Raw genomic sequence first — 24958 nt, forward strand, 5'->3', positions numbered from 1 at the left:
TTCAGTAGAGCTGTTCCGGCTTCACCTTCGGGGTCAGCGGCACGCCCTTGCGTGCACGCCGGTGGCGCAGGGGTTCGCGCTGCGAGGGCTTCAGTTCGATGCTCACCGCCTTGCCGCCGCGGCCTGAGCCCTTGACCGTGAGCACTGCGTCGTCTGCAGGTACGGCCACGGCGGCGAGCGTCTCGCCCTCGTCCAGTGCCATGACGATCACGCCACGTCCGCCGCTCTGGGTCTTCATTTCGGGGCGGGGGAAGACCAGCAGGCGGCCGTTCTCGGACGCCGCGGCGATCCAGTCGCCGAACACCCTGGCCGGCGCCAATACCTTCTCGCCCTTTTCCAGGCTCATGAAGGCCTTGCCCGCGCGCTGGCGGCTGCTGGCGTCCGCAACGCTGCACAGGAAGCCGTAGCCGCCGCTGTTGGCGAAGAAGTACACCGCGTCCGGCGTGTCGGTGACCACCTGGGCGAGCTTGCCGCCGTCCTGGAACTCGACCAGGGTGGTGATCGGCGCACCGTCGCCACGCCCGCCGGGGAGGTCGGACACCTTTACCGTGTACGCGCGGCCATTGCTGTCGATGACGATCAGCGGCCAGGTGGTGCGCGTCTCGATCACTGCGAAGCCGAAGTCGCCGGCCTTGTAGGCGATGCCTGCGGGGTCGATGCCGTGACCCTGGCGCGAACGCACCCAACCGTTCTTCGACACGATCACGGTGACCGGCTCGTCCGGCACGCTGATCTCGGCAGGTGCCACCGCGGCCACCGCTTCGACCAGGGTGCGGCGGTCGTCGCCATACTTCTTCGCGTCGTCCTGGATCTCCTTGAGGATCAGCTTGGTCATCGCCGCGCGGTTGTCCAGGATGTGCTGAAGGCCGGCGCGCTCGTCCTTGAGCTCGGCGAGTTCCTTCTCGATCTTGAAGCCTTCGAGGCGGGCCAACTGACGCAGGCGGATCTCGAGGATGTCCTCGGCCTGGGTCTCGGACAGGCCGAAGGCGGCGATCAGCGCCGGCTTGGGCTCGTCCGACTCGCGGATCACGCGGATCACTTCCTCGATATGCAGGAAGGCGATCATGCGGCCTTCGAGGATGTGGATGCGGCGGTCGACCTCGTCCAGGCGGTGGCGGGTGCGGCGCTCGACGGTGACGTAGCGGAAGTCGATCCATTCGCGCAGGACCTGCACCAGGTTCTTCTGCTGCGGTCGACCGTCGCGCCCGATCATGGTCATGTTGACCGAGGCCGAGGTCTCCAGGCTGGTGTGGGCGAGCAGCACCGCCATGAACTCGTCGCGGTTCTGGCGGCTGGACTTGGGCTCCAGCACGATGCGCACCGGGGCCTTGTCGCTGGATTCGTCGCGCACGGTGTCGAGCACGCCGAGCACGAGCTGCTTGAGGTTCTTCTGCTCCTGCGAGACTTCTTTCTTGCCCGCGCGCGGCTGCGGGTTGGTCAGGGTCTCGATCTCGGACAGCACCTGCGCGGCGGAGACGCCGTGCGGCAGCTCTTCGACGATTACCCGCCACTGGCCACGGGCGAGTTCCTCGATCTTCCAGCGTGCGCGCAGGCGCAGGCTGCCGCGGCCCGCCGCGTAGGCGTCGCGGATGGTCTCGGGCGTGGAGATGAGCTGGCCGCCGCCGGGGAAGTCGGGGCCGGGGATGATGGCGAGCACGTCCTCGAGCGTTGCCTCGGGGTGGCGGATGAGGTGGCAGGTGGCCTCGGCCACCTCGCGCAGGTTGTGCGGCGGGATTTCGGTCGCCATGCCCACGGCGATGCCCGAGGCGCCGTTGAGCAGCACGAAGGGCAGGCGCGCCGGCAGCAGCTGCGGCTCTTCGAAGGCGCCGTCGTAGTTGGGGATGAAGTCCACCGTGCCGCGGTCGATCTCGGACAGCAGCAGCTCGGCGATCGGCGTCAGTCGGCACTCGGTGTAGCGCATCGCCGCCGCCGAGTCGCCGTCGCGCGAGCCGAAGTTGCCCTGGCCGTCGACCAGCGGATAGCGCAGCGAGAAATCCTGCGCCACCCGCACCATGGCGTCATAGACGCTGGAGTCGCCGTGCGGGTGGTACTTGCCGATCACGTCGCCGACCACGCGCGCCGACTTCACGTGCTTGGAGGTGGACGACAGGCGCATCTCGTTCATCGCGTACAGGATGCGGCGCTGCACGGGCTTGAGGCCGTCCTCGACCTGCGGCAGCGCGCGCGACTTCACCACGCTCATCGCGTAGGCAAGGTAGGCGCGCTCGGCGTAGCGGTCGAGCGCCAGGGTGCTGTCGTCCTCGGGTTCGGGCTCGGGGGCGGCGGGCGGTGCGGGGGGCGGGGGCAGGTTCGCGCCGGTGGCCGTCGGTGACTCGTCGGCGCCCGTATCCTGCGCCGTACCTGAGGTGCTCTTCACTGCAGTGGGCGTTGAGGTCGCGAGCGTTACGGATTCGGATGCGTCAGGCGCATCGAAGAGATCGGGAGTGTCTGTACTCATGTATTCGAACTGCAGGCTGCGAGCAGTAGCGGGTGTGCGACATGCTCGAAAGGATTGATGACGGTGACGCCGCGCCAGGTGAAGCCGTGCTGCAGGTCCTCGCTCAGCAGCAGGCGGCAACGGTTTTCCGCAGCGACCGAGAGGATCAGGCCATCCCAAACCTGCATGCGGTGATCGCAGGCCAGGTCGATGGCCGCCTGAAAGCTCGGCCAGGTCGAATCGGCCACCTCGTAGGCATCGGACCAGTCGAGCAGGGCTGTGCGAACCGCTTCGGCGTCGCGCTTGAGCTTTCCGGTCAGGACCCGGTACAACTCACCCAGCGTCTGGGCGGGAATCATCACCTCGCTCGCCGAGAGTGTTCCGAGCAGCACCCGGGCCGCAGCGCAACGTGCATTGTCGCCGGCGCCTTCCGCATAGGCGAGGATGTTGGTGTCGAGAGCGATCTTCATTGGCCGCGGTCGTACAATTCGGCGCGGGTCCAGTTGCGGTTGTCCGCAACGGGCTCCCCATCCAGCCGGGCAAGCAGGCGAGCGCGCGCCTTGGTTCGATCGTGGTCGAGTTCCGTCCCGACGACAGCGGGGCTGATGGTTGCAACAGGGCGACCGTGGGACAGGACCGTAACGGTTTCACCTTGGCTCACTTGGCGCAGCAGGCTGGAGAACTGTCGGTTTGCTTCGGCAGCGGAGACGGTATGCATATCGGGTCCTTCGCTAGAAACTAAAGTAGTGAATGTCACTACTTTAGTTCCAGTGGTCTGATCGGGCAATGTCGATGTACCCGCTGGCGCTTAAATATCCGCCTCCACGCTGTCGCCCTTCTCCTCCATCCACGCCCTTCTCCCCGAGGCCTCGCCCTTGCCCATCAGCAGGGTGAACATCCTCAGCGTGTCCTTGAGTGCGCCGCTGCGCACCTTCACCGGCAGCACGCGGCGGGTGGCGGGGTCCATGGTGGTCTCGCGTAACTGGTCGGGGTTCATCTCGCCCAGGCCCTTGAAGCGGCCGATCTCGATCGCGTCGGGCCTGAAGCCTTCCTTCTCGAGGCGGTCGCGGATCGCGGTGAGTTCGCCCTCGTCGAGCGCGTAGAGCCGGCGCGGCGGGCGCTTCTTGCCCTGGGCCGGTACGTCGACGCGGTACAGCGGCGGTTGCGCCACGTACACATGGCCACGCTCGATCAGCTTTGGGAAGTGGCGGAAGAACAGTGTGAGCAGCAGGGTCTGGATGTGGGCACCGTCCACGTCGGCGTCAGACATGATGACGACCTTGCCGTAGCGCAGGCCGGAGAGGTCAACGTCGCTGTCGGCCTTGTGCGCATCCACGCCCAAGGCCACCGCGATGTCGTGGATCTCGGCGTTGGCGAACAGGCGATCCGGGTCGATCTCCCAGGCGTTCTGCACCTTGCCGCGCAGCGGCAGGATGGCCTGGGTCTCCTTGTTGCGCGCCATCTTGGCCGAGCCGCCAGCGGAGTCGCCCTCGACCAGGAAGAGTTCATTGTCGGCGAGATCTTCGGACTCGCAGTCCGACAGCTTGCCGGGCAGCACGGCGACGCCCGAGGTCTTCTTCTTCTCGACCTTCTGCGCGCTCTTCTGGCGCGCCAGCGCCTGCTTGATCGACAGTTCGGCGATGGCCTTGCCGGCTTCGACGTGGTTGTTGAGCCAGATCTCGAAGGGGTCGCGCAACTGGCTGGAGACGAGCTTGACCGCCTCGCGCGAGTTGAGCTTTTCCTTCACCTGGCCCTGGAACTGTGGGTCGAGCAGGCGCGCCGAGAGGACGAAGCTCATGCGCCCGCACACGTCCTCCTGCTGCAGCTTGACGCCGCGCGGCAGCAGGGTGTGGTGGTCGATGAAGGACTTCATGGCCTCGAACACGCCGGCGCGCAGGCCCGACTCATGGGTGCCCCCATTCACCGTGGGGATCAGGTTGACGTAGGACTCGCTGGGCACGGCCGACTCGAACCAGGCCAGCGCCCAGGCTGCGCCTTCGCCGGGGGCGAAGCTGGCGTCGTCCTTGCCCGCGTACTTCTCGGCGGTGAAGATCGGCGCCACCGCCTCGATGTCGCCAGCGAGTTCCCTGAGGTAGCCGGCCAGGCCCTCGGGGTAGGACCAGGTCTTGGTCAGCACCGGGCCGCCGGCCTGCTCGATGTCGAGCCGCACCGCGACCCCCGACAGCAGCACCGCCTTGGAGCGCAGCAGGCGCTCGAGTTCGTTCATTGGCACGCGCGGCGACTCGAAATACTTGCCGTCCGGCCACACCCGCACCCGGGTGCCGGTCTGGCGGCCGCATTCGCCCTCGATGCGTACCGGGCTGATCGTCTCGCCGCCGTCGGCAAAGTCGATGCGGTGGATCTTGCCGTCGCGCTTCACCTCGACTTCGATGCGGGTCGACAGCGCATTGGTCACCGACACGCCGACGCCGTGCAGGCCGCCCGAGAAGGCGTAGGCCGAGTTGCCCTCGCGCTTGTCGAACTTGCCGCCAGCGTGCAGCCGGGTGTAGGCCAGCACCACTACCGGCACCCCTTCTTCGGGATGAAGGCCGACCGGAATGCCGCGGCCGTCATCTGCGACGGTGATGGAGCCGTCGAGGTGCAGGGTGACCTGGATCTTTTTCGCAAAGCCGGCGAGCGCCTCGTCGGCGGCGTTGTCGATCACTTCCTGGATGATGTGCGCCGGGCTGTCGGTGCGGGTGTACATGCCGGGGCGTTCGCGCACCGGCTCCAGCCCCTTCAGGACTCGGAAGGACGATTCGTCGTACTGCTTTGGAGTGTCTTGCTTGCCAGCCATGCTGCGCGCCCGTTCGGTGTCACGAAGGGCGCAAGGATAGCAGAGAGCGCGTGGCTGATGAGACTGCAGGACTGGATAAAGATTCAGGCACTGCCGAGCATGCGGCCGCCGCCGGTAGGCTTGGAGAGGCCGTCGGCGTCGTACAGTTGCGGGTGGTTGGCGGCCGACAGCAGGATGGACAGGGCAGCCTGGTTGCCGGCCATGCGTTCGAGGATCAGCTTGCCGTTGAGCGCGTTGCGGTCGCGGGCCTGGCGGGCCGCGCTGACCAGTTCGTCCCAGCGCACCAGCACGCGCGGCAGGTTGCCGAAAAGCGTGCGCATGGCCGCGTCTGCGCTGGTGAGCGCGGCACGCCCCAGAAGGCGGCTGCGTTCGTCGGTGAGCCGCTGCAGCTGTCGATAGCGCTCGTTCTTCTCGTTGGCGATGGCCAGCAGGGCGTCGGTGTCGCCTTTGATCAGCACGGCCTCCTCGCGGTCGAGCAGGGCGAGGAACTCACCCAGCTGGAGCAGTTCGGCCTCGACCAGGAGGGCGATGCGCTGGAGTTCTGCTGGCGGTTGGGCGGTAGTCTGCATGGGGTCGGGCCGGCGTGGGCAGGAAGTTCGCGTGCGCGAATCTTAACGCTCCTGGCTTACCCGCGCGAACCCAGCATTTCCCTGACGCTGTCGAGGAGCCCGTCGGCAATCCGGCTGGCGTCGACCTTGAAGCGGCCCTCGGAGATGGCCTGGCGGATCTCGTCGACGCGCTGCATGTTGACCTCGGGCGTACCGGAGATCGTGCTTTCGGCCTTGCGCATGAGCGAGGCCATCGGCGAGATCTGGACGCTTTCGGCGCTGCTCTGTGCTTCGGTCTTGGCACGCGCAGCTGGCGCGCGGTTGTCCTGTGCGGGCGTGGGGACGTAGGCCTTGCCCGAGCTTTCGATCTTCATGATGGTTTCCAGGAACACTATGAGTCGAAAGGGTCTACGGCACCCCTTCGCTAAACTTTAGCGAATTATCCGCTATGTCGAAGCGTGTGCCCTCGCCGTATCAAAAACCCAGCATGACACCGCCGTCGGCACGCGCCACGCCGTGGACGATCTGTCCGCCAGGCAGGCGTACGCGGACGCGTTCTCCGGGCGCTGCGTCGTTGAGTGCCTGTCCTTCGCCGGAGACGGTGAAGCCTTCGCCCTGAGTGTACACCTGGACGGGGCGGCCGCGGCTGACCGCGTTGGCTTGCCGGAGCACGCTTGCGCGCAGCGGCATGCCTTCGGCTACCGCGAAGCGGGTGATGTGACCCACGGCCTGCTCCGGCGCCGAAAGGACGTTGTCTGGAAGGGCGCTCAGTTCGCCCTCGCGGACTTCGACATCGACGGCGTCGAGGCGCTCCGATGAGCGCAAGGCCCGTGCAGCGACGAGGTAAGGGCCGAACACCTGCACCCGTGCCTGAACGTAGGCGGTCCATGGCATCGGCGCGTCGCAGCGGATGCCCACGCTGATCGCACCCCACGGGCGCACCCCTGGCGGCAGGAAGGGGACGATGCTGGCGCAGGCCGGCAGCCGGTTTGTCGGGTCGAAGCGGTTTACGCCGATACGGATGTCGCCGGGCATGCCCTGGACCTCGTGCTCCAGAAACGCCTGCACCGCGTGTTCGATCGGCTCCGAGGGCTGGTGGGCGGAGGCGGCCGTCGCCACGATCGTACTGGCGAGCAGGGCGCCGATGCAGCGGCTGGGGCCGCGTCCCGGCGTGCCCGGGCGGGCGCGAGGGAAAGAGGTCGCGGACGTGTTCATGGGTGGGATTGCAGCACGCTCCGAGGGACAGGGCAAGGCGGCAGCTTTTGCCGCGATGCGCGGGCAAGCGGCAAAGAAGGGCTGCTTTCCGCGGTCTTATCGCGAGAGTGGAGGCCCGCCATGCCTCGTAACATGGCTGGCATGAAAGCTGCGACCACGGGTTCATGGAAGCCCGCCATGCCGCATTCACCCGTGCCGCGATGGTGCAGCCCGTTCCCGAGGCCATGCGATGAAGACCCTAGTCGACAACCAGTTCCGTTTCCACCAGACCGCGCTGAACCTGCAGGCGTACCGGCAGGAGTTGCTCGCCTCCAACATCGCCAACGCTGATACGCCGCACTTCAAGGCGCGCGACATCGACTTCAAGAGCGCCCTGCAAGGGGCGATGACAGCCGCGCGCAGCGGTGTTGCGCTCCAGACCACGCATGCCGGACACATCACGGGTGGTGCCTCTGCGAGCGCGGAGAACTACGCCAAGTACCGTACCGAGCTGCAGTCCTCGGTCGATGGCAACACGGTGAACATGGACATCGAGCGTGCCGCGTTTGCCGAGAATGCGCTGCGCTACGAGGCGAGCGTGACCTTCATCAACGGCATGCTGCGTTCGCTCAACACCGCGCTCACCGGTCAGTAAGGAGTCCAGCCATGAGCATGCTCAACGTCTTCCAGATTGCAGGTTCTGCGCTCAACGCGCAGTCGATGCGCCTCAACACCACGGCGTCCAACCTCGCCAACGCCGACAGCGTCACGACCGAGACCGGCGAACCCTATCGCGCCAAGCAGGTGGTGTTCGCCGCCCGTCCGGTCGCCGGACCCGGCGCGATCGGCGTCCAGGTCACGCAGATCGTCGACAGTGCGGCGCCGATGCGGCTCGTGTACGAGCCCAACAACCCGGCGGCAAACGCGGAGGGCTACGTCGAGATGCCCAACGTCAACGTTGCCGAGGAGATGGTGAACATGATTTCCGCTTCACGCTCGTACCAGAACAACGCCGAGATCATGAACACGGCACGGACCTTGCTCCAGAGGACACTGCAGATCGGACAGTAAGCCCGTCCGGCAAACGATGCCGCTAGCAGGAGCACACCATGACCACCGTCTCGAACAACCAGACTGCAAACAGCGTGCTGGCCAGCCTGGCCCGCAGCGAACCCGTCCAGAAGCCCGAGGAAGACCAGCAGGGCCGCTTCCTCAAGCTGTTGACGACGCAGCTGAGGAACCAGGATCCGATGAACCCGATGGAGAACGCGGAGATGACCTCCCAGCTCGCGCAGATGAGCACGGTCGACGGCATCGAGCGGCTGAACAAGCTGGTGCAGTCCTTCTTCGATTCCCGGGCGTCGTCGGAGGGGCTCAATGCGGCGGCGCTGCTTGGTCGCGGGGTGCTGGTCGAAGGCCGCAGCCTGGCCCTCACCGAGGCCGGGGCCGTGGGCGGCTTCGAGATCGACGGCCCGGCCGACCGCGTCACGCTGACGGTGCGCGACAGCGCCGGGCTCGCGGTGAAGCAGATGGATTTCGACGCGGTTACCGCTGGCAGTCACAATTTCGTTTGGGATGGCTCGGCCGATGACGGTTCGCGCGCTGCCGACGGCATCTACACCCTGTCGCTGTCGGCGACGCTGGGCAACGAGGCGGTCGGCGGGCGCACGCTGCAGTTCGGTCCGGTCACCAGCATCGTGCGCGGCAACAGCGGCACGGACCTCCAGGTAGGTGACCTTGGCGTGTTCAAGGTTGCGGACATCAAGCAGATCCTCTGATCCGGAGCAGCGACCATGGCATTTCAGCAGGGCCTCAGTGGCCTGAACTCCTCCTCCAAAGCGCTTGACGTCATCTCCAACAACGTCGCCAACGCCAGCACGGTGGGCTTCAAGAACTCCGGCACGGTGTTTGCCGACGCCTATGCGTCCTCCCTCACCGGTGCGGTGTCCAAGGTGCAGATCGGCATCGGCAGTGCGGTACAGGCGGTGCGGCAGACCTTCAACCAGGGCAACATCACCACCACCAGCAATCCGCTGGACATGGCGATCAACGGCAACGGCTTCTTCGAGGTCGAACTGCAGAACGGCGGCTATGCGCTGACGCGCAACGGCCAGTTCAACATCGACAAGCAGGGTTACATCATCACGGCGCTTGGTGACCGGCTGATGGGCTACCAGGTCGTGGACCCCATCTCGGGTGACGTGCGTGCTCCCGCCTCGGTCACCGCGGATTCGTTCCGCACGATGGTGATCCCGTCGACCGGCGTCGGTGCGGCTGCGACCTCAGAGGTGGGCCTGAGCCTGAACCTGAGCGCGGATGCGGCGACGATCCCCGACCCCGCCCCGCCGGCCCTGCCAGGGAGTGTTCCGCCGAACCCGAACGACGCCAGCACCTACACCTACTCGACCGCGCTCAAGATCTTCGACTCGCTCGGCAAGGAGCACTCGCTATCGTTCTACTTCGTGCGCCGCACCGATGTCGTCGATGCCGCGACCGTGCCGCCGACCTACAGCGAGTGGGACCTGTACACCGTTGCCGACAACGACACGGCCTCGCTCACCTACAACTCGCGCCTTGGCTTCGATGGCCTTGGCCGCATCGCCAGCGTGACGCCCCAGGTGACGGCTCCTGGGGTCACGCCGCCCCTGAACGGCTCGGTGTTCAGCGCCACGCTCGGCAGCGATGCGATCGCGCCGAGCGTGATCGAACTGGCGATGAACTCGATCACCCAGTTCGGCGGCAAGTCGACCCCGCGTGAGCTTACCCAGAACGGCTCGGCTCCGGGCGAGATCGCCGGCCTGGCGATCAGCCGCAACGGCGTCATACAGGCGCGCTACACCAACGGCATCACCAAGGACATCGCGATCGTCAACCTGACGACCGTGCGCAACAACAACGGCTTGTCGCCCATCGGCAACAACTACTGGGTCGAGACCCCGGAGTCCGGCGGCTTTGCCCGCGGCGAGCCGGGCAACGGGCTCAATGGCGTGATCTCGGCCGGTCAGGTCGAGGAATCCAACGTCGATCTGACCCAGGAACTGGTGCAGATGATCATCCAGCAACGTAACTACCAGGCCAACGCGCAATCGATCCGCACCCAGGACCAGATCCTGCAGACGCTGGTGAATCTGCGCTGATGCCTGATCCGGCTGCCGGCCGACAGAACGAAGGGAGTCGAACATGGATCGCCTGATCTACACCGCGATGACCGGTGCCAAGGGCACGATGGACCAGCAGGCGGCGGTGTCCAACAACATCGCCAATGCGGCATCGACCGGTTTCCGCTCGCAGTTGCACAAGCTGAGAGCGGTCGAGATCCAGACCGAGGCCTTTCGCACGCGCTCGTTCGCGGTCGACGCCAGCATCGCCAACGACTTCGCTCCGGGGCCGATCCAATACACCGGACGGCCCTACGACGTTGCGCTCGAAGGCAAGGGCTGGCTGGCCGTTCAGCAGCCGGACGGCAGCGAGGCCTATACCCGCAATGGCAGTCTGGCGCTCAGCCCGGCAGGGGTGCTGCAGACGCGCGATGGCTTGCCCGTGATTGGCGACGGTGGCCCGGTGACGCTGCCGCCCGATACCGAGATCGTCATCGGCCGTGACGGCTCGATTTCGTCCATCAACCCCGACGACGGGGTCGTGAACCTCGTCGGCCAGCTCAAGCTGGTCAATCCGCCCGAGGCCGATCTCGTGCGCGGGGACGACGGTCTGTTCCGCCTCGCCGACGGTGCCGCCGCGCCGGTCGATCCCAATGTCCAGGTCGCAGGCGGTTACCTCGAGGGCAGCAATGTCAACGTGGCTGACCAGATGGTGCAGATGATTTCGCTGGCGCGTCAGTTCGAGATGCAGGTGCGCATGCTGCAGAACGCTGAGGCCAATGACCGTGCCGCCAGCCAGGTGCTGTCCTGGCGTTGATGTCCTGCCCGCGGGGCGCGGCGATTAGCACGGTTTTTGCGTTGCTTATCGTGCAATCGCCTGGCCCGTCCGAGGGCTAGACTGATCCCGTGAAATTGCGGCAAACGCCGCCACCCTGCGGCAGCCTTTGCCGCAGCGGCAAGGCAGAACAGAGGACTTCATCATGATCCGCTCGTTGTGGACCGCCCGTACCGGGCTGGATGCCCAGCAAACCTCGCTGGATGTGATCTCGAACAACCTGGCGAACGTGTCGACGAACGGCTACAAGCGCCAGCGCGCGGTGTTCGAGGACCTGTTGTACCAGACCATCCGCCAGCCCGGCGCGCAGACAACGCAGCAGACCCAGGTCTCGAGCGGGCTGCAGATCGGTACCGGCGTACGCCCGGTCGCCACCGAGCGCATCTTCACCCAGGGCAGCCTGCAACAGACCGGGGGGGCGCTCGACCTCGCCATCCAGGGCAACGGCTTCCTGCAGATCTCGATGCCCGACGGCTCCACCGCCTATACCCGCGACGGGGCGCTGCAACTGGACAACCAGGGCAACGTCGTCACCGCCAGCGGCTATCCGCTGCTCGACGCCATCCAGATCCCGGCCAATGCCCGCTCGATCACTGTCGGCAAGGACGGTACCGTCACCGTTACCGTGCCGGACCAGGTCGAGCCGCAGCCGGTGGGGCAGATCCAGGTGGCCACCTTCATCAACCCCGGTGGCTTGCAGAGCGCGGGGGAGAACCTGTTCTACGAGACCGCATCGAGCGGCGAGGCGACGCCGACCGAGCCCGGGACCAATGGCGCCGGGGTGATCAACCAGGGTTACGTCGAGACCTCCAACGTCAACGTCGCCGAGGAACTCGTCAGCATGATCGTGACCCAGCGCGCGTACGAGCTCAATTCGCGTGCGATCTCGACATCCGACCAGATGCTCGGTCGGCTGACCCAGCTTTGAGGGCGCGGCCATGTCCGTCATCCGCAGCTTCGCACTCCTGGCCCTTGCCCTGCTGTCGGGGTGCGCATCCATCGACAGCGTCCCGCCCACGGCAGTGCATCAGCCCATGAGCGTGCGCCCCGGCGAGCGCATGGCCCAGCCACCGGCCAACGGTGCCATCTACCAGGCTGCGGCGGCGAGGCCCCTGTTCGAGGACAGGCGTGCTCGCCATGTCGGCGACATCATCACGATCAACCTGGTCGAGCGCAACACGGCCACCAAGAGCGCGAACGCCAGCGCGAGCCGTGGCTCCGAGATGTCGGGTGGCATCACCGCGACCTCGCGCCTGCCCTTGGGCGGGCTCAACGGCCTGGGCGTCGAGGCCGGTGTGGATTCCGACTTCAGCGGCAGCGGCAGCGCGCGCGCCAACAACGCCTTCAACGGCACGGTCACGGTCACCGTGATCGACGTCTTCCCCAACGGTAACCTGCTGGTGTCAGGCGAGAAGATGCTGGCGATCAACCAGGGCAGCGAGTTCATCCGCTTCTCCGGTGTGGTCGATCCCAACACCGTGACCTCCAGCAACACCGTCCAGTCCACCCAGGTGGCCGATGCGCGCATCGAGTATCGCGGCAGCGGTTTCATCGACCAGTCCAATACCATGGGCTGGCTGCAGCGCTTCTTCCTTGCCGTGCTGCCCTTCTGATCGAGGCTCGCCATGCTCCGGATCCAGACCTTGCTGATGCGTGCCGTGGCGGTTGCCGTGGCCGCTGGCATCTTTCTCTCCTCTGCCGCCGAGGCTGCCCCCGAGCGCATCAAGGATCTCGCCTCGATCGCCGGCGTGCGTGACAACCAGCTCGTCGGCTACGGCCTCGTCGTCGGCCTCGATGGTAGCGGAGACCAGACCACGCAGACGCCCTTCACCAAGCAGAGCATCGTCAACATGCTCAGCAACATGGGTGTGACCGTGCCCCAGGGCACCAACATGCAGCTCAAGAACGTGGCCGCCGTGATGGTCACTGCGAACCTGCCCGCGTTTGCACGGCCCGGCCAGGCGATCGACGTCACGGTGTCGTCGATCGGCAACGCCAAGAGCCTGCGCGGCGGCACGCTGATCATGACCCCGCTCAAGGGCGCCGACGGGCAGGTATATGCAGTGGCGCAGGGCAACCTCGTCGTCGGTGGTGCCGGCGCCCAGGCCGGCGGTGCGGCGCAGACGATCAATCACCTCGCTGCAGGGCGTATCCCCGCGGGGGCGACGGTCGAGCGCGCGGTCGCATCCTCGGTGGGGCAGGGTGACTATGTGATGCTCGAGCTCAATCAGACCGACTTCGGTACGGCACGCCGCGTCGTCGATGCGATCAATGCGGTGTCGCCCGGATCGGCGCGTGCGCTGGACGGCCGCAGCGTCGAGGTGCGGGCACCGACCGATGTGTCGTATCGGGTCGCGTTCCTCGCCCAGATCGAGAACCTGCGGGTGACGCCCGAGCAGCAGGTGGCCAAGGTGATCGTCAACTCGCGCACCGGCTCGGTGGTGATGAACCAGCGCGTGACGCTGCAGAACGTGGCGGTGTCGCACGGCAATCTCACCGTCACCGTCAACAGCGAGACGCAGGTCAGCCAGCCCAATCCGCTGTCGCAGGGCCAGACGGTGACTGCGCAGAACCAGGGCCAGGTCGATATCCAGCAGGACAGTGGCAGCATCCACAACGTGCGCGCCGGCGGCAACCTCGCCGATGTGGTCAAGGCGCTCAATGCGCTGGGTGCCAAGCCCATGGATCTGGTCAGCATCCTGCAGGCGATGAAGGCTGCGGGTGCCTTGCGCGCCGAACTCGAGATCATCTGAGGCTCGAGCCATGAACGCCGGCGTCCAGCTCAACGCCTTCGACCCCAACTCCTTGCGCGACCTGCAGCGCCTGGCGCGCACCGACGGCCAGTCGAACGAGACGCTGCGCGCGGCTGCGCGCCAGTTCGAGGCGCTGTTCCTGCAGATGGCGCTCAAGTCGATGCGCGAGGCCACGCCCTCGAGCAGCATGTTCGACAGCGAGCAGACGCGCATGTACCAGAGCTTGCTCGACCAGCAGCTTGCGCTCAATGCATCGCAGTCCCGCGGCACCGGCTTGTCCGAGGTGATCTTCCGCCAGCTCGGCGGCCGGCCCGACAGCGCGAGCGCGATCGATGCGCTGGTGCCGTCGGCTGGCGTCGCCGGCGGCTTCGATCTTGCCGGCGTGGCGCGCCGGCCGGCAATTTCTGCCGTGATGCAGCGTGCCGGCCTTGCCGCCGGCACGTCGTCCGCCGGTACCGACCCGCTTGCCGGCGGGGATGCGCTTGCCGCGGCCGAGTCTGCGCTCACGCAGTCGCGCTTCGCCGATGCGATCCGCCAGGCGCGCGATGCGGCTGGCGATGTCGTGGCCAAGGTGCGCGATTTCGTCGCCGATGTCTGGCCGCATGCGCTGGAGGCCAGCAAGCAGACCGGCATCCCGGCCGCCTTCATGGTGGCGCAGGCTGCCCTGGAGACGGGCTGGGGGGAAAAGCAGCTGCGTCATGCCGATGGGCGCCCCAGCCACAACCTGTTCAACATCAAGGCCGGGTCCAACTGGCAGGGCGAGACGGTCGACCGTACCGTTACCGAATATGCGGGCGGGCAGGCGTATGCCGAACCCTCGCGTTTCCGCGCCTATTCGTCCTATGCCGAGTCCTTCGCCGACTACGCCCGGCTGATGACGCGCAGTCCGCGCTATGGCGCGGTGCTGGGCTCGACCAGCGCAGCCGGATTCGCTCGTGCGCTGCAGGACGCCGGCTATGCCACCGATCCGCACTATGCCGACAAGCTCACCCGCATCATCGGCGGCGCTACCCTGCGCAACGCGCTGGCAGGCATGGGCTGATATTGCCGCCCGCGGGCTGGCAAGGTATTTGCTGAGTACCTGCAAGGAATCACTGGAACAGGACTCGGATCATGGCTGGCATGCTCAACATCGGTGTCTCGGGCCTCAATGCAGCGCAGGCCCAGCTCAACACCACCAGTCACAACATCACCAATGCGGGGACGACCGGCTATCACCGTCAGACGGTCAGCCAGGGCGCGCGCGAGCCCCTGTTTACCGGCGCAGGCTTCTTCGGCCAGGGCACCAACGTCACCGGCATCACGCGCTCCTACAACCAGTTCCTGGAGGCGCAGGTCACGCAAGCCGACAACCGTCGTGCGCAGTATGCGGCCTACGGTAGCCAGATCGGCCAGATCAACAACCTGCTCGCCGACAGCACCACCGGCCTGTCGCCGGCCCTGGCGAACTTCTTTGCCGGCGTGCAGGAGGTGGCGTCCAACCCGACCAGCGTGGCCGCTCGCCAGTCGCTGATCTCCAACGGCCAGGCGCTGGCCTCGCGCTTCCAGGCGCTCAACACCCGCCTCGAGGAGATCCGCCAGGGCGTCGAGGGCAATCTGGTCCAGACCGTCGAGTCGATCAACACCTACGCCAAGGCCATTGCCGAGATGAACCAGCGCATCGTGGTCGCGCAGGCCGGTGGAGCGGGCACGCCCGCCAACGACCTGCTCGACCAGCGCGACCAGCTTTTGGCAGAACTCAACAAGTTGGTGCAGATCTCGGTGGTGGCCGAGACCGATGGCACCAAGGCGAATGGCGGGGTGTCGGTCTTCATCGGCTCGGGCCAGCCTCTCGTCCTGCGCGGGACCGTGTCGGAGTTCGAGGTCATCCCGAGCCAGGTCGATCCGAAGCGGGGCGCGATCTCCATGAAGGTGCCTGGCGGCAACACCATCGAGATCGCGGAGTCGCTGCTCGGCGGCGGCGAACTCGGGGGGCTGCTCGAGTTCCGCAAGAGCTCGCTTGACCGCGTCCAGAACGAGCTCGGCTTGATTGCCCTGGGCATGGCCAAGGCCTTCAATGACCAGCATGCGCTGGGGGTGACGCTGGAGGGCAGGCTGGGGGACGGCTTCTTCCAGATGCCTCCGATCGGCGTCGTGCCGCAGGGAACCGGCGTGACGGTGGCGCTCACCGATGCGGCGCGCTTGCAGGCGAGCGATTACCAGGTCGTGGGGGAGGGGGCAGGCGGTTTCAGGGTGCGGCGGCTGTCGGACGGCCAGCTCTTTCCGCCGTCGACCGACCCCGCCGCGACCGGCACCTTCCAGATTGATGGGCTTGCGTTTGCCGGGGGCACCCTGGGCGCAGGCCAGACGGCGCTGGTCCAGGCAACGCGCAATGCGGCGCGCGACATCGCGGTGGCGATCGCGGATCCGCACTCGGTCGCGGCCGGTAGCCCGGTGATGGCGAACCTGCCGCTCAGCAACCAAGGCACGGCCAAGGCCTCTGGCATCGAGATGCTGAGTGTGGGCGATCTACCCGGTACCGCGCCTGCATTTTCGTCGTTCGCGCTGAGCTTCGACGGCGCCAACCTGAATCTGCCGACCACGGGCGGGTACACGATCCAGCGCCTGGAGTTCCAGCCCAGCAGCGGCGATTGGGTGCCGGTGGGCGGGCCTGCGACCGCGAGTGCCGCCTTCAACCCGACCACCGATGCGTCCGGTGTCCGCTTCCGTATCGCCGAGCCAGGCGGCTACAGCTTCGATGTCGACATCAACGGTGCGCCGCAAAGCGGGGACCGCTTCGACTTTGCGCCCGCTGCCGCGGGCGTGTCGGACAGCCGCAACGCGGTTGCCCTTGGTGCGCTGCAGACCAGGAAGGTACTGCTGGCAGACGCCAACGGCCGGCCGACGGCGACCTTCCAGTCCAGCTACGCGCAGACCGTCAGCACGGTCGGCAACAAGACCCGCGAGGTGCAGGTCAATGAGGCTGCCCAGGATGCCTTGCTGGCCCAGGCGACTACGGCGCGCGACAGCATGTCCGGCGTCAATCTCGACGAGGAGGCTGCCAACCTCGTCCGCTTCCAGCTCGCCTACCAGGCTTCCGCGCGTGTCATGACCGTCGCGCAGCGCCTGTTCGACGAACTCATCAGCATCGGCCGCTGAGCCGGCATCAAGGAGAGCTCATCATGCGTGTTTCGACCAGCATGATCTACGACAAGGGCGTCGGCTCGATCCAGCAGCAGTGGAAGAACATCCTGCAGACCCAGCAGCAGGTGTCGACCGGCCGCCGGGTGCTCACCCCGGCGGACGACCCGATTGCCTCGGCCCGGGCGCTCGAGTTGGGGCAGACAAAGGCGGTCAACAGCCAGTTCTCGGTCAACATCGGCTATGCCGACGATGCCATGAAGCTGCTCGAGTCCCGCCTGCAGAGTGCCGGCAGTGTGCTGCAGTACGCGCGCGAGCGCGCGGTGCAGGCCGGCAATGGCACCCTCGCGTCGGAAGACCTTCGCTACATGGCAGCCGACATGAAGGCGCAGTTCGAGGCCATGCTGGCACTGGCGAACAGCCAGGATGGCACGGGCGACTACATCTTCGGGGGCTACCGTTCGCAGCAGCAGCCCTACAGCGGCGGCTTGTCCGGTGTGGCCTACAACGGCGACCAGGGCGAGCGTAGCATCCAGGTCTCGGCGTCGCGCTACATGGCGGTCAGCCTGCCGGGCTCGGACGTATTCGATCGCACGCTGGCGCTGAGCCCGGCGTCGATCAAGGTGTACTCGAGCGCGGGCGCTGCGGGCGCCGATGGTCCCGCCGTCACCGCGGTCGACGCGAGTGCCGTGCGCGAGGGCACGCGCTACCAGTTCGAATACGACGCCCTCGCGGCAAGCTACTCGGTCACCCGCATCGGCCAGGACGGCCAGCCCGTGGCGCCGAGCCCGGGGAGCTTCGCGATCCGCAGCACCCCCACGATCGACGGCATCACCTTCGACCTCTCCGCGACGCCGGCCGCAAGCCCCGCTGCGTATGAGGTCTTCGTGCCCTCGACCAATCTGCTCAACAATATGGCGATGTTTGCCGCAGCCCTGGAAAAGCCGGGTGTGTCGGGCATGACCGGCGCAGTTGCGTTCGCGCTCGAGACCTTCGATGCCGGCCAGGAAAGCCTGCTCAGGACGCGCGCCCAGATCGGTTCGCAGCTCACCGAGACCGAGGCGCTGGCCAATCTCGGCAGTGATCTCGATCTCCAGTATGCGACCACGCTTTCGGGCCTGCAGGATGTCGATTACGCCGAGGCGATCTCGCGGCTGACGCAGCAGCAGACCTACCTGCAGGCGGCGCAGCAGTCGTTCATGCGGGTGTCGGGCTTGTCCTTGTTCAACTATCTCAACTGAGGCCGATCATGCGTACCGTTCTCGCCCTGAGCGTAGCGGCTTGCCTGACGGCCTGCGCGTCCGGCCAGGAGGCTCAGGTCCGCGACACCGGGCCTGCGCCCGCGCAGGTCGCCATCGAGCAGGCAGGCCCGGCTGCGGCGGTCGTGGGCGGCGCGATGATGTTGAGCGAGCTCAAGATGCTCAAGCCCGAGTACATCGCAGGCGCACTGGTCGCCTTCGCGATCTACGACCCGCTCGCGCCGACGTGGCGGATCGAGGTGCGCGAGGCCGGGCGTGACCGGGTGCGCATGACGCTGCGTATGAAGGCGCTCAATACCGGTGGTGACGGCGAGGCGCGGCAGGTCGTTGCGCGCAATGCGCGCGATATCGTAGAGGCTGGCGGCTTCGCAGGCTACGAAGTGGTTCATTACGAGGAGGGCGTGGAATCGACCCGGCCTTTTGCCCGCCGCTACGCAAACGCCGAGATCCGATTCGTGCGCTCGCACATGTTCCCGACGCTCTGAAGCGCACTGACGCGCCAGCGGTTCAGCGCGTCGGCGCGGGAAGGGGGGCGAGGGCGTCGAGCAGCATCGATATGCTGTCGAAGCCGCGCTCGAACAGGCTTTGCAGTACCGGTGCGAAGTTGGTCATGAGCCACAGCAGGCCGACGAAGCCGGCGGTGAGCGTGACCGGGAAACCGACCGCGAACAGGTTCAGCTGCGGTGCCGCGCGTGTGAGCACGCCGAGCGAGATGTTGGCCACGAGCAGCATGCCGATGATCGGCATGGCCAGCAGCAGGCCGGCAGTAAATACCGTGACGCCGGTGCGCGCGATGAAGGCCCAGCCGTCCGCACGGATCAGCTCGACGCTCACCGGCAGCCATTCGAAGCTGCGCACCATGATCTCCAGCAGCACCAGGTGGCCGTTGGCGGCGAGGAAGAGCAGGGTGGCGAGCAGGTTGAGGAAGTCGGACAGCACCGCCGTCTGGCCGCCGGCATCGGGGTCGAAGAAGATCGCGAACGACAGCCCCATCTGCATGCCGATGAGCGCGCCTGCCATGTCCACCGCGGCAAACACGATGCGCATCATGAAGCCCATGGCGATGCCGATGAAGACCTGCTGACCGAAGATCACCAGCCCCAGACCGGAATTGGGCGGCACCTCCGGCATCGGCGGCATGACCGGCAGCACGGCGAGCGCTACCGCGATCCCGGTGGCAAGGCGGATGCGCATTGGCACGCCGCGGTTGGCGAAGATCGGCGCGGACGTGAACAGACCCAGCAGGCGCCCGAGCGGGAACATCAGCGCCGCGAGCCAGGCGTCGAGCTGGGCAGCTGTTACGCTGAGCATCGGGGGACTGCAGTGCGGGGGCGGTCGGCGCGGCGCGCGGGCGCTAGCCGATCATCACCGGGATCGAACTGATCAGCCGGCGCATGAAGTCGGTCAGCAGGGTGATCATCCACGGGCCGGCAAGCACGAGGGTGACGAAGATCGCAACCAGCTTGGGCACGAAGGAGAGCGTCATCTCGTTGATCTGGGTCGCTGCCTGGAAGATGCTGATGATCAGACCGGTTGCAAGCGCGGCGATGAAAAGCGGTGCCGACACCATGAGGGTGACTTCGACGGCCTGGCGCCCGAGTTCGATGACGGCGGTGGGGGTCATGGTGATTCTCCTGAGGGCAGCCGTCAGACGGCAAAGCTCTGTACCAGAGAGCCAATGAGCAGTGTCCAGCCGTCGACGAGTACGAAAAGCATGATCTTGAACGGCAGCGAGACGATCACCGGCGACATCATCATCATGCCCATGGACATCAGCACCGAGGCGACCACCATGTCGATGATGATGAAGGGGATGAAGATGATGAAGCCGATCTGAAAGGCGGTCTTGAGCTCGGAGGTCACGAAGGCCGGGATCACCACGCGCATCGGCAGGTCCTCCGCCTTGTCCACCGCCGGAACTTCGGCAAGCCTGGCGAACAGGTCGAGATCCGGCTCACGCACCTGCTTGAGCATGAAGGCCTTGACCGGTACGGAGGCGCGCTCGAGTGCCTCGTCAAACTGGATGACACCCTCCGACATGGGCAGGTAGGCATCGGTGTAGACGCGCTCGGCAACCGGGGACATGATGAAGAAGGTCAGGAACAGCGCCAGCCCGAGCAGCACCTGGTTTGGCGGCGCGGTCTGCGTGCCCATGGCCTGACGCAGCAGCGAGAACACGATGATGATGCGGGTGAAGCTGGTCATCATCAGCACCATTGCCGGGATGAAGCTCAGCAGCGTCATCAGCAACAGCGTCTGGATGGTGAGGCTGTAGGTGGTGCCGCCGCCAGGGGCATCGGTGGTTGTCAGCGCGGGCAAGGCCTGGGCGGTGGCCAGCAGCGGCAGCCCTGCGAGCAGGCAGCCCAGGATCAGCTGGCGGCCGACCGCCGGGCAAGGCTTGCGGCCTGGTTCAGCTCGCATTGCGGTGCTCCGATGCCTGCTTGAGCCAGCTGGCGAAGCTGCGCCCGGGCGGTGTTGCCTGTCCGGACGCATCCTGTCCCTGCGGCAGTTCGCTGCGCTTGAGTTCATGAAGCTTGGTCACCGAGCCGGGCGCGACGCCGAGCACCAGCACCTGCTCGCCGAGTTCGACCAGGACCACGCGCTCGCGCGGGCCGACGGCAGCGGCGCCCAGCACCTTCATCGCGGCGGCGCTGCCACGCGGTGCGCCCAGGCGGCGGATCGCCCACAGGCTGGCGAGCAGGACGGCGATCACCGCAGCCAGGCCAAGTGCCATCTGCACCAGGCTGGCGCCCAGTTCGGGCACGGGTGCGCCCTGCGCGAGCGTCGCGCCCGGGCTCGCAGCGAGCAGGGCCATCACAGCATGTCGAGCGCGCAAGGTGGGGTGTCGGGCAGGCATCGGGTGCTCAGTTGCGGATCTTCCGCATGCGTTCGGCAGGCGTGATGATGTCGGTCAGGCGAATACCGAACTTGTCGTTTACGACGACGACTTCACCCTGCGCGATCAGGGTGCCGTTGACGAGGACGTCCATCGGCTCGCCGGCCAGGCCGTCGAGCTCGACCACCGAGCCGTGGGCCAGTTGCAGCAGGTTGCGGATCGACAGCTTCGTGCGTCCCAGCTCCACGGTGATCTGCACCGGGATGTCCAGGATCATGTCGAAGTCGTTGAGCGAGTTCTGCTTGTCGCCGCTGCCACCGAACTCCTCGAACAGCTGGCTTGCCGGCTTGGCCTGGTAGGGCGAGCTGTCCATCGCCGCCGCCGCGAGTTCGGCCGCGACACGCTCTGCCTCGCCGTCTCCGCCCGATTCGGCGGACGCCTGTTCCATCATTGCTGCCGCCCAGTCGTCCTCGCTGATCGGCGTGTCATTCGAATTGTCATCAGCCATCTTGTTCTCCGGGTTGGCTGGGGATGTCGCCTTCGTCTGCACGGACAAACTGCGTGAGCTTGACCGCGTAGCGTCCGTTCTTGGTGCCGTGGTGGCACTTGAAGACGGGCACGCCGTCCACTTCGGTGACCAGCTCGGCAGGGACGTTGAGCGGGATGACATCGCCGACCCGCATCTCGACGATGTCGCGCAGCCTCAGGCCGGCGGTACCGAAATTGCAGGTCAGGGCCACGTCGACGGTCTGCAGCTGACGTGTCAGCAGCTTGATCCATCGGCGGTCCGACGTCAGCTGGTCGCTCTGCATGGTCGAGTAGAGCAGATCGCGAATCGGCTCGAGCATGGAGTAGGGGAAGCAGATGTGCATTTCTGCTGGTGAGCCGCCGAGCTCGATCGTGAAACTGGTCGCGACCACCACCTCCGATGGGGTGGCGATGTTGGCGAACTGCGAGTTCATCTCCGAGCGCACGTATTCCAGATTGAACTTGAATACCGGCGCCCAGGCGCGGGCATATTCGGTGAACACCACATTGAGCATGCCCTGGATGATGCGCTGCTCGGTCGGGGTGAAGTCGCGCCCCTCGACGCGGGTGTGGAAGCGCCCGTCGCCGCCGAACATGTTGTCCACCACCAGGAAGACAAGGTTCGGGTCGAAGATCATCAAGCCCGTGCCGCGCAGCGGGCGGGCCGTCACCAGGTTGAGGTTGGTGGGGACGACCAGGTTGCGGATGAACTCGGCGTACTTCTGTACCTTGATCGGGCCGACCGAAACCTCGACGTTGCGGTGCATGTAGTTGAACAGGCCGATGCGCAGATAGCGTGCGAAGCGCTCGTTGATGAGCTCGAGCGTGGGCATGCGCCCACGCACGATGCGCTCCTGCGTCGCCATGTTGTAGGGCCGGGTGCCCTTGGTGTCGCTCTCGTCCTGAGGCTGCTCGTCCGACTCCCCGGTGACGCCCCGCAGCAGGGCATCAACTTCTTCCTGGGAGAGAAAGTCCGAGGACATGGTTCAGCGTCCTACTGGATGATGAAGGAGGTGAAGAGCACCGCCTGGACGGGGCCATTGGGGATGGGGCGTCCGCTGGCGTCGCGTACCGGCTGGAAACCCAGCGCCTCGTTGACCTGCTGGGTGATCTCCAGCGACAGCGATTCACGCCCTTCGACGGTGGCGACCTCCGAAGGCAGCTTGGAAGACAGCAGCAGGTTGATGCGGTGGCGGATCTCCGGCATGAAGGCCTTGAGCGTGGCCTCCATGGTGGCATCGGCAATGCGCATCACGGCCACGACCTGGAGGTAGTGATCGCCCTCGTCCCGGCGCAGGTTGACGGTGAAGGCGTCGAGCGGGACGAAGGTCGGCGGCTTGGTAAGGTCGACCGTGCCCGCAGTCTGCAACTGCGCCTGCGCTTGCGGGGCGGCAGTCGGAGCCGCTGCGGCCTCGTCTGCGCCCTTGTCCTTGCCGCCCTTGAGCAGCACCAAGGCACCGACGCCGAGCGCGATGAGGATGAGTACCACGAGCAGCAAGATGACGATGATCAGCCCGAGTTTGCCCTTCTTCTTGGGGACCTCATCGCCATCGTCCGTCTTTGCCGGTGCCTTCGCCATGCCTTTCTCCTTGTATACGAATCAAATTATCAGGGAGGGGCACGCAAGCCAAAGCGCCGATAAGTGGGGCAGAGCAGCCCCAATTCGCGCGCTTCAGGCGAAGGTGTCCACCATCCCCGTCTGCTCTTTCACCCAGGCGCTGCTGCCGCCTGGCGTTGTGCCCGCGGCGAGGCCTTCGCCCTCGCCAGCTCCACGACCCTGCTCGCGGCCCGCAGTCTCGCCGTCTCCGCCCTGCTGGCCGGAGGTGCTGACGTCCGCATTGCCCAGCATGATGCCAGCCTGCTCGAGGATTTCGCGCAGTTGCGGCATGGCACGCTCGAGTGCGTCGCGTGCTGCCTGGCTCGAGGCGACAAACTGCGCAGTCGTCAGGTCGCCGTTGAGGCTGATCGACACCTCGAGCTTGCCCAGGTTCGGCGGTGTCAGCACGAGTTCCGCCTTGCTCTCGGCGCGGCCGAGCATCCAGCGCACCTGGTTGCCGACGTCCTCGGCCCAGGCCTGCTGGCCCACCGGGGTGGGGACGTGCAGCTGCGTGGCAGCCTGCATGCCCTGGGTTGGACGCAGCACCTGCGTTGATGCGTGCAGGTGCATGGCGCTGCCCTGCAGCTGGGTGTGGGCGTCGGCGCCGTCCCTGGCCAGGGCCGGATTTGCGTCCGCCGTGCGCAGCGCGGCCATGGTCGCCGACACGGCATTCGTCACGACTGCCTTGGCCTGGAGCTCGGGGGTGGTCTGGGCCTCGGCGGCATTCTTGCCCAGCCCTGCCAGCGCGGACGCATTATGCGGTGATTTCTTGCCGCCGTTGGCGTTCGCGAGCAGGCTGTCCGTGCCGTCTTCCACGACCTTGTTGTCCCGCTGTCCGGCGAGCAGGGCGGCAATGGCTGCCGGCAACCCGGCAAGCGAGGCCGGTACGGACGTATCGGCGTTGCTGCCGGACTCGGCCTGCTGAGATTCGGGCTGCGAGCCTGTCTGCTCGCGTGCCGCTTCGGTACTGCCGGCACTGTTTGCTGACTGTGTTGCAGGCCGCGCATCTGCCGGCTGGGTTGAGTCAGCCTGGCGCTCGCCGGTGGAGGAGGCTGGGCGCTCGCGTGCGGAGGCCTCCCGGCTGGGGCTTGTGGTCTTGCGCTCCGGGCCGGGGCTGTCGGGCGTGCGCGGGCCATCGTTGCGGGGGCGCTCGGGCATGCGGCTTTGCAGGGTCTGGGAGAAGACGTCTGCGCGGACACCGCCACGGTTGTCGCTGCGCGCGCTGCGGGCAGAGGTCGAGGCGGTTTCGGACTGGCCGGTGAGCAGGCTCACGGCCGAGGTCTGGGTGCGCGCGGGGGCGTATGCGGAAGGCAGTGCAGACATATCATGGTCCCTTACTGGCAGGCGGTGATCGAAGGATCCGCTGAACAGCCTGAAGCAAGGCTTATGCCATCAAGGGTGAGCGGCTTTATGCCAGCTCGTCATCGTCGTTGCCGTCGCTGTGGTACCTGCGCGCAGCATGCTCGTCGGCCTGCTTTTGCTCTCGCCTGGCCTCGGCCCGGTTCAGTGCGGACTGATGCCGTTGCGAGAGTGTGTCGAAGGCCTTCAGACGCGAATGCTGGGCGATCCAGCTCTGCTGGCCCTGTGCCGTGCGCACCTGCGATTGCTCGACGAGCTTGCGCTGGGCCGTGATGGCCTCGTCGAGCTTGCCCATGAAGGCACTGAAGTTGCGCCAGGCGTCGGGGCTCATGCCGTCGCGCGCGGCCTGCATGAAACGCTCGTTGTATTCCGCACGGTAGGCCTCGAGCATCTCGAGCTTCTGGGCCTGGTCGCGTTCTGCGGCGACGAGTTCGCCCAGCTTGCGGGCGGCTTCGTCTGTCCGGGTGGCGGCAAGGTCAAGCAAGGGCTGGAGATGGAAACGCGAAGTCATCGGTTGCCGGTCGGTGGGCTGCGGTCGGGAATCCCGATTGTATATCGTCATTGCCTGGTTACCGAACCGGCGCTGCCGCGTATCGT

Annotated in this window: 28 protein-coding genes; 12 read left to right on the forward strand and 16 right to left on the reverse strand. The window is 66.4% G+C overall.

The window, feature by feature from the left end; translation table 11 throughout:
* Nucleotide 1: 1 nt before the first annotated feature.
* The 7 genes from parC to flgA all read right to left on the reverse strand — a co-directional run bounded on the left by parC (nucleotide 2) and on the right by flgA (nucleotide 6997).
* Nucleotides 2-2458: a DNA topoisomerase IV subunit A gene (parC, locus tag LQF09_RS08025; RefSeq protein ID WP_002924018.1), complete on the reverse strand. Its 2457-nt coding sequence runs from the start codon at nucleotides 2456-2458 to the stop codon at nucleotides 2-4.
* Nucleotides 2455-2907 (reverse strand): PIN domain-containing protein, encoded by a 453-nt coding sequence (locus LQF09_RS08030; RefSeq protein ID WP_002924020.1) that lies wholly within the window; start codon nucleotides 2905-2907, stop codon nucleotides 2455-2457. The genes parC and LQF09_RS08030 overlap by 4 nt, the downstream gene beginning before the upstream one ends.
* Nucleotides 2904-3155, reverse strand: a complete 252-nt coding sequence (locus LQF09_RS08035; RefSeq protein WP_002924022.1) for a type II toxin-antitoxin system Phd/YefM family antitoxin — start codon at nucleotides 3153-3155, stop codon at nucleotides 2904-2906. Before LQF09_RS08035 ends, LQF09_RS08030 begins: the two co-directional genes overlap by 4 nt.
* 90 nt (nucleotides 3156-3245) lie before the next feature.
* Complete coding sequence (locus LQF09_RS08040; RefSeq protein WP_270069619.1) at nucleotides 3246-5234, reverse strand: DNA topoisomerase IV subunit B; 1989 nt, start codon at nucleotides 5232-5234, stop codon at nucleotides 3246-3248.
* An 83-nt stretch (nucleotides 5235-5317) separates the two neighbouring features.
* Nucleotides 5318-5803, reverse strand: coding sequence for a flagella synthesis protein FlgN (locus LQF09_RS08045; protein WP_002924024.1), 486 nt, complete (start codon nucleotides 5801-5803; stop codon nucleotides 5318-5320).
* A gap of 56 nt (nucleotides 5804-5859) precedes the next feature.
* On the reverse strand, nucleotides 5860-6156 hold the full coding sequence (gene flgM / locus LQF09_RS08050; RefSeq protein WP_002924025.1) for a flagellar biosynthesis anti-sigma factor FlgM: 297 nt from the start codon (nucleotides 6154-6156) through the stop codon (nucleotides 5860-5862).
* Between the two features lie 100 nt (nucleotides 6157-6256).
* Nucleotides 6257-6997, reverse strand: coding sequence for a flagellar basal body P-ring formation chaperone FlgA (flgA, locus tag LQF09_RS08055; RefSeq protein ID WP_270069620.1), 741 nt, complete (start codon nucleotides 6995-6997; stop codon nucleotides 6257-6259).
* 229 nt (nucleotides 6998-7226) lie between these two features.
* Between flgA and flgB the strand changes: the two genes are divergently transcribed.
* The 12 genes from flgB to LQF09_RS08115 all read left to right on the forward strand — a co-directional run bounded on the left by flgB (nucleotide 7227) and on the right by LQF09_RS08115 (nucleotide 18526).
* Nucleotides 7227-7631 carry a flagellar basal body rod protein FlgB gene (gene flgB, locus LQF09_RS08060; RefSeq protein WP_002924027.1) on the forward strand — a complete coding sequence of 135 codons (405 nt, stop codon included), beginning with the start codon at nucleotides 7227-7229 and terminating at the stop codon, nucleotides 7629-7631.
* 11 nt (nucleotides 7632-7642) lie between these two features.
* Nucleotides 7643-8047, forward strand: coding sequence for a flagellar basal body rod protein FlgC (gene flgC, locus LQF09_RS08065; protein ID WP_002924029.1), 405 nt, complete (start codon nucleotides 7643-7645; stop codon nucleotides 8045-8047).
* 38 nt (nucleotides 8048-8085) lie between these two features.
* Nucleotides 8086-8754 (forward strand): flagellar hook assembly protein FlgD, encoded by a 669-nt coding sequence (locus LQF09_RS08070; RefSeq protein WP_270069621.1) that lies wholly within the window; start codon nucleotides 8086-8088, stop codon nucleotides 8752-8754.
* Between the two features lie 15 nt (nucleotides 8755-8769).
* Nucleotides 8770-10113: a flagellar hook protein FlgE gene (gene flgE / locus LQF09_RS08075; protein ID WP_270069622.1), complete on the forward strand. Its 1344-nt coding sequence runs from the start codon at nucleotides 8770-8772 to the stop codon at nucleotides 10111-10113.
* Nucleotides 10114-10156: 43 nt separating this feature from the next.
* A complete protein-coding gene (flgF, locus tag LQF09_RS08080; RefSeq protein WP_002924032.1) occupies nucleotides 10157-10891 on the forward strand; it encodes a flagellar basal-body rod protein FlgF in 735 nt (244 codons plus the stop codon).
* Between the two features lie 163 nt (nucleotides 10892-11054).
* Complete coding sequence (gene flgG / locus LQF09_RS08085) at nucleotides 11055-11837, forward strand: flagellar basal-body rod protein FlgG (RefSeq protein ID WP_002924033.1); 783 nt, start codon at nucleotides 11055-11057, stop codon at nucleotides 11835-11837.
* Between the two features lie 10 nt (nucleotides 11838-11847).
* Nucleotides 11848-12522 carry a flagellar basal body L-ring protein FlgH gene (locus LQF09_RS08090; protein ID WP_002924034.1) on the forward strand — a complete coding sequence of 225 codons (675 nt, stop codon included), beginning with the start codon at nucleotides 11848-11850 and terminating at the stop codon, nucleotides 12520-12522.
* 12 nt (nucleotides 12523-12534) lie between these two features.
* Nucleotides 12535-13662 carry a flagellar basal body P-ring protein FlgI gene (locus tag LQF09_RS08095; protein WP_002924039.1) on the forward strand — a complete coding sequence of 376 codons (1128 nt, stop codon included), beginning with the start codon at nucleotides 12535-12537 and terminating at the stop codon, nucleotides 13660-13662.
* A 10-nt stretch (nucleotides 13663-13672) separates the two neighbouring features.
* Nucleotides 13673-14704: a flagellar assembly peptidoglycan hydrolase FlgJ gene (gene flgJ / locus LQF09_RS08100; protein ID WP_270069623.1), complete on the forward strand. Its 1032-nt coding sequence runs from the start codon at nucleotides 13673-13675 to the stop codon at nucleotides 14702-14704.
* 71 nt (nucleotides 14705-14775) lie between these two features.
* Nucleotides 14776-16800, forward strand: a complete 2025-nt coding sequence (gene flgK, locus LQF09_RS08105; RefSeq protein WP_270069624.1) for a flagellar hook-associated protein FlgK — start codon at nucleotides 14776-14778, stop codon at nucleotides 16798-16800.
* 23 nt (nucleotides 16801-16823) lie between these two features.
* The gene (flgL, locus tag LQF09_RS08110) at nucleotides 16824-18023 is read left to right on the forward strand and encodes a flagellar hook-associated protein FlgL (RefSeq protein WP_270069625.1); all 1200 of its coding nucleotides are present in this window, start codon (nucleotides 16824-16826) and stop codon (nucleotides 18021-18023) included.
* 8 nt (nucleotides 18024-18031) lie between these two features.
* Nucleotides 18032-18526, forward strand: coding sequence for a hypothetical protein (locus LQF09_RS08115; protein WP_002924046.1), 495 nt, complete (start codon nucleotides 18032-18034; stop codon nucleotides 18524-18526).
* A 22-nt stretch (nucleotides 18527-18548) separates the two neighbouring features.
* Here the strand turns inward: LQF09_RS08115 and fliR are convergent, their stop codons facing one another.
* The 9 genes from fliR to fliJ form a co-directional block, all read right to left on the reverse strand.
* A complete protein-coding gene (gene fliR, locus LQF09_RS08120; RefSeq protein WP_002924049.1) occupies nucleotides 18549-19352 on the reverse strand; it encodes a flagellar biosynthetic protein FliR in 804 nt (267 codons plus the stop codon).
* Between the two features lie 43 nt (nucleotides 19353-19395).
* On the reverse strand, nucleotides 19396-19665 hold the full coding sequence (fliQ, locus tag LQF09_RS08125) for a flagellar biosynthesis protein FliQ (RefSeq protein ID WP_002924051.1): 270 nt from the start codon (nucleotides 19663-19665) through the stop codon (nucleotides 19396-19398).
* A gap of 23 nt (nucleotides 19666-19688) precedes the next feature.
* Entirely contained in the window at nucleotides 19689-20462 is a 774-nt protein-coding gene (fliP, locus tag LQF09_RS08130) for a flagellar type III secretion system pore protein FliP (protein ID WP_002924056.1), read from the reverse strand.
* Nucleotides 20452-20898 (reverse strand): flagellar biosynthetic protein FliO, encoded by a 447-nt coding sequence (gene fliO, locus LQF09_RS08135; RefSeq protein WP_270069626.1) that lies wholly within the window; start codon nucleotides 20896-20898, stop codon nucleotides 20452-20454. The genes fliP and fliO overlap by 11 nt, the downstream gene beginning before the upstream one ends.
* A 7-nt stretch (nucleotides 20899-20905) precedes the next feature.
* Complete coding sequence (fliN, locus tag LQF09_RS08140) at nucleotides 20906-21385, reverse strand: flagellar motor switch protein FliN (RefSeq protein ID WP_002944001.1); 480 nt, start codon at nucleotides 21383-21385, stop codon at nucleotides 20906-20908.
* Nucleotides 21378-22388 carry a flagellar motor switch protein FliM gene (gene fliM / locus LQF09_RS08145; RefSeq protein WP_002924061.1) on the reverse strand — a complete coding sequence of 337 codons (1011 nt, stop codon included), beginning with the start codon at nucleotides 22386-22388 and terminating at the stop codon, nucleotides 21378-21380. Before fliM ends, fliN begins: the two co-directional genes overlap by 8 nt.
* A gap of 11 nt (nucleotides 22389-22399) precedes the next feature.
* On the reverse strand, nucleotides 22400-22984 hold the full coding sequence (locus LQF09_RS08150; protein ID WP_002924063.1) for a flagellar basal body-associated FliL family protein: 585 nt from the start codon (nucleotides 22982-22984) through the stop codon (nucleotides 22400-22402).
* A gap of 93 nt (nucleotides 22985-23077) precedes the next feature.
* Nucleotides 23078-24325: a flagellar hook-length control protein FliK gene (locus LQF09_RS08155; protein ID WP_270069627.1), complete on the reverse strand. Its 1248-nt coding sequence runs from the start codon at nucleotides 24323-24325 to the stop codon at nucleotides 23078-23080.
* A gap of 85 nt (nucleotides 24326-24410) precedes the next feature.
* Nucleotides 24411-24872 (reverse strand): flagellar export protein FliJ, encoded by a 462-nt coding sequence (fliJ, locus tag LQF09_RS08160; protein WP_002924072.1) that lies wholly within the window; start codon nucleotides 24870-24872, stop codon nucleotides 24411-24413.
* Nucleotides 24873-24958 lie beyond the last annotated feature (86 nt).

It is taken from the genome of Thauera sp. WB-2, from assembly GCF_027594845.1.
In the GTDB taxonomy this organism is placed as follows: Bacteria; Pseudomonadota; Gammaproteobacteria; order Burkholderiales; family Rhodocyclaceae; genus Thauera; species Thauera mechernichensis.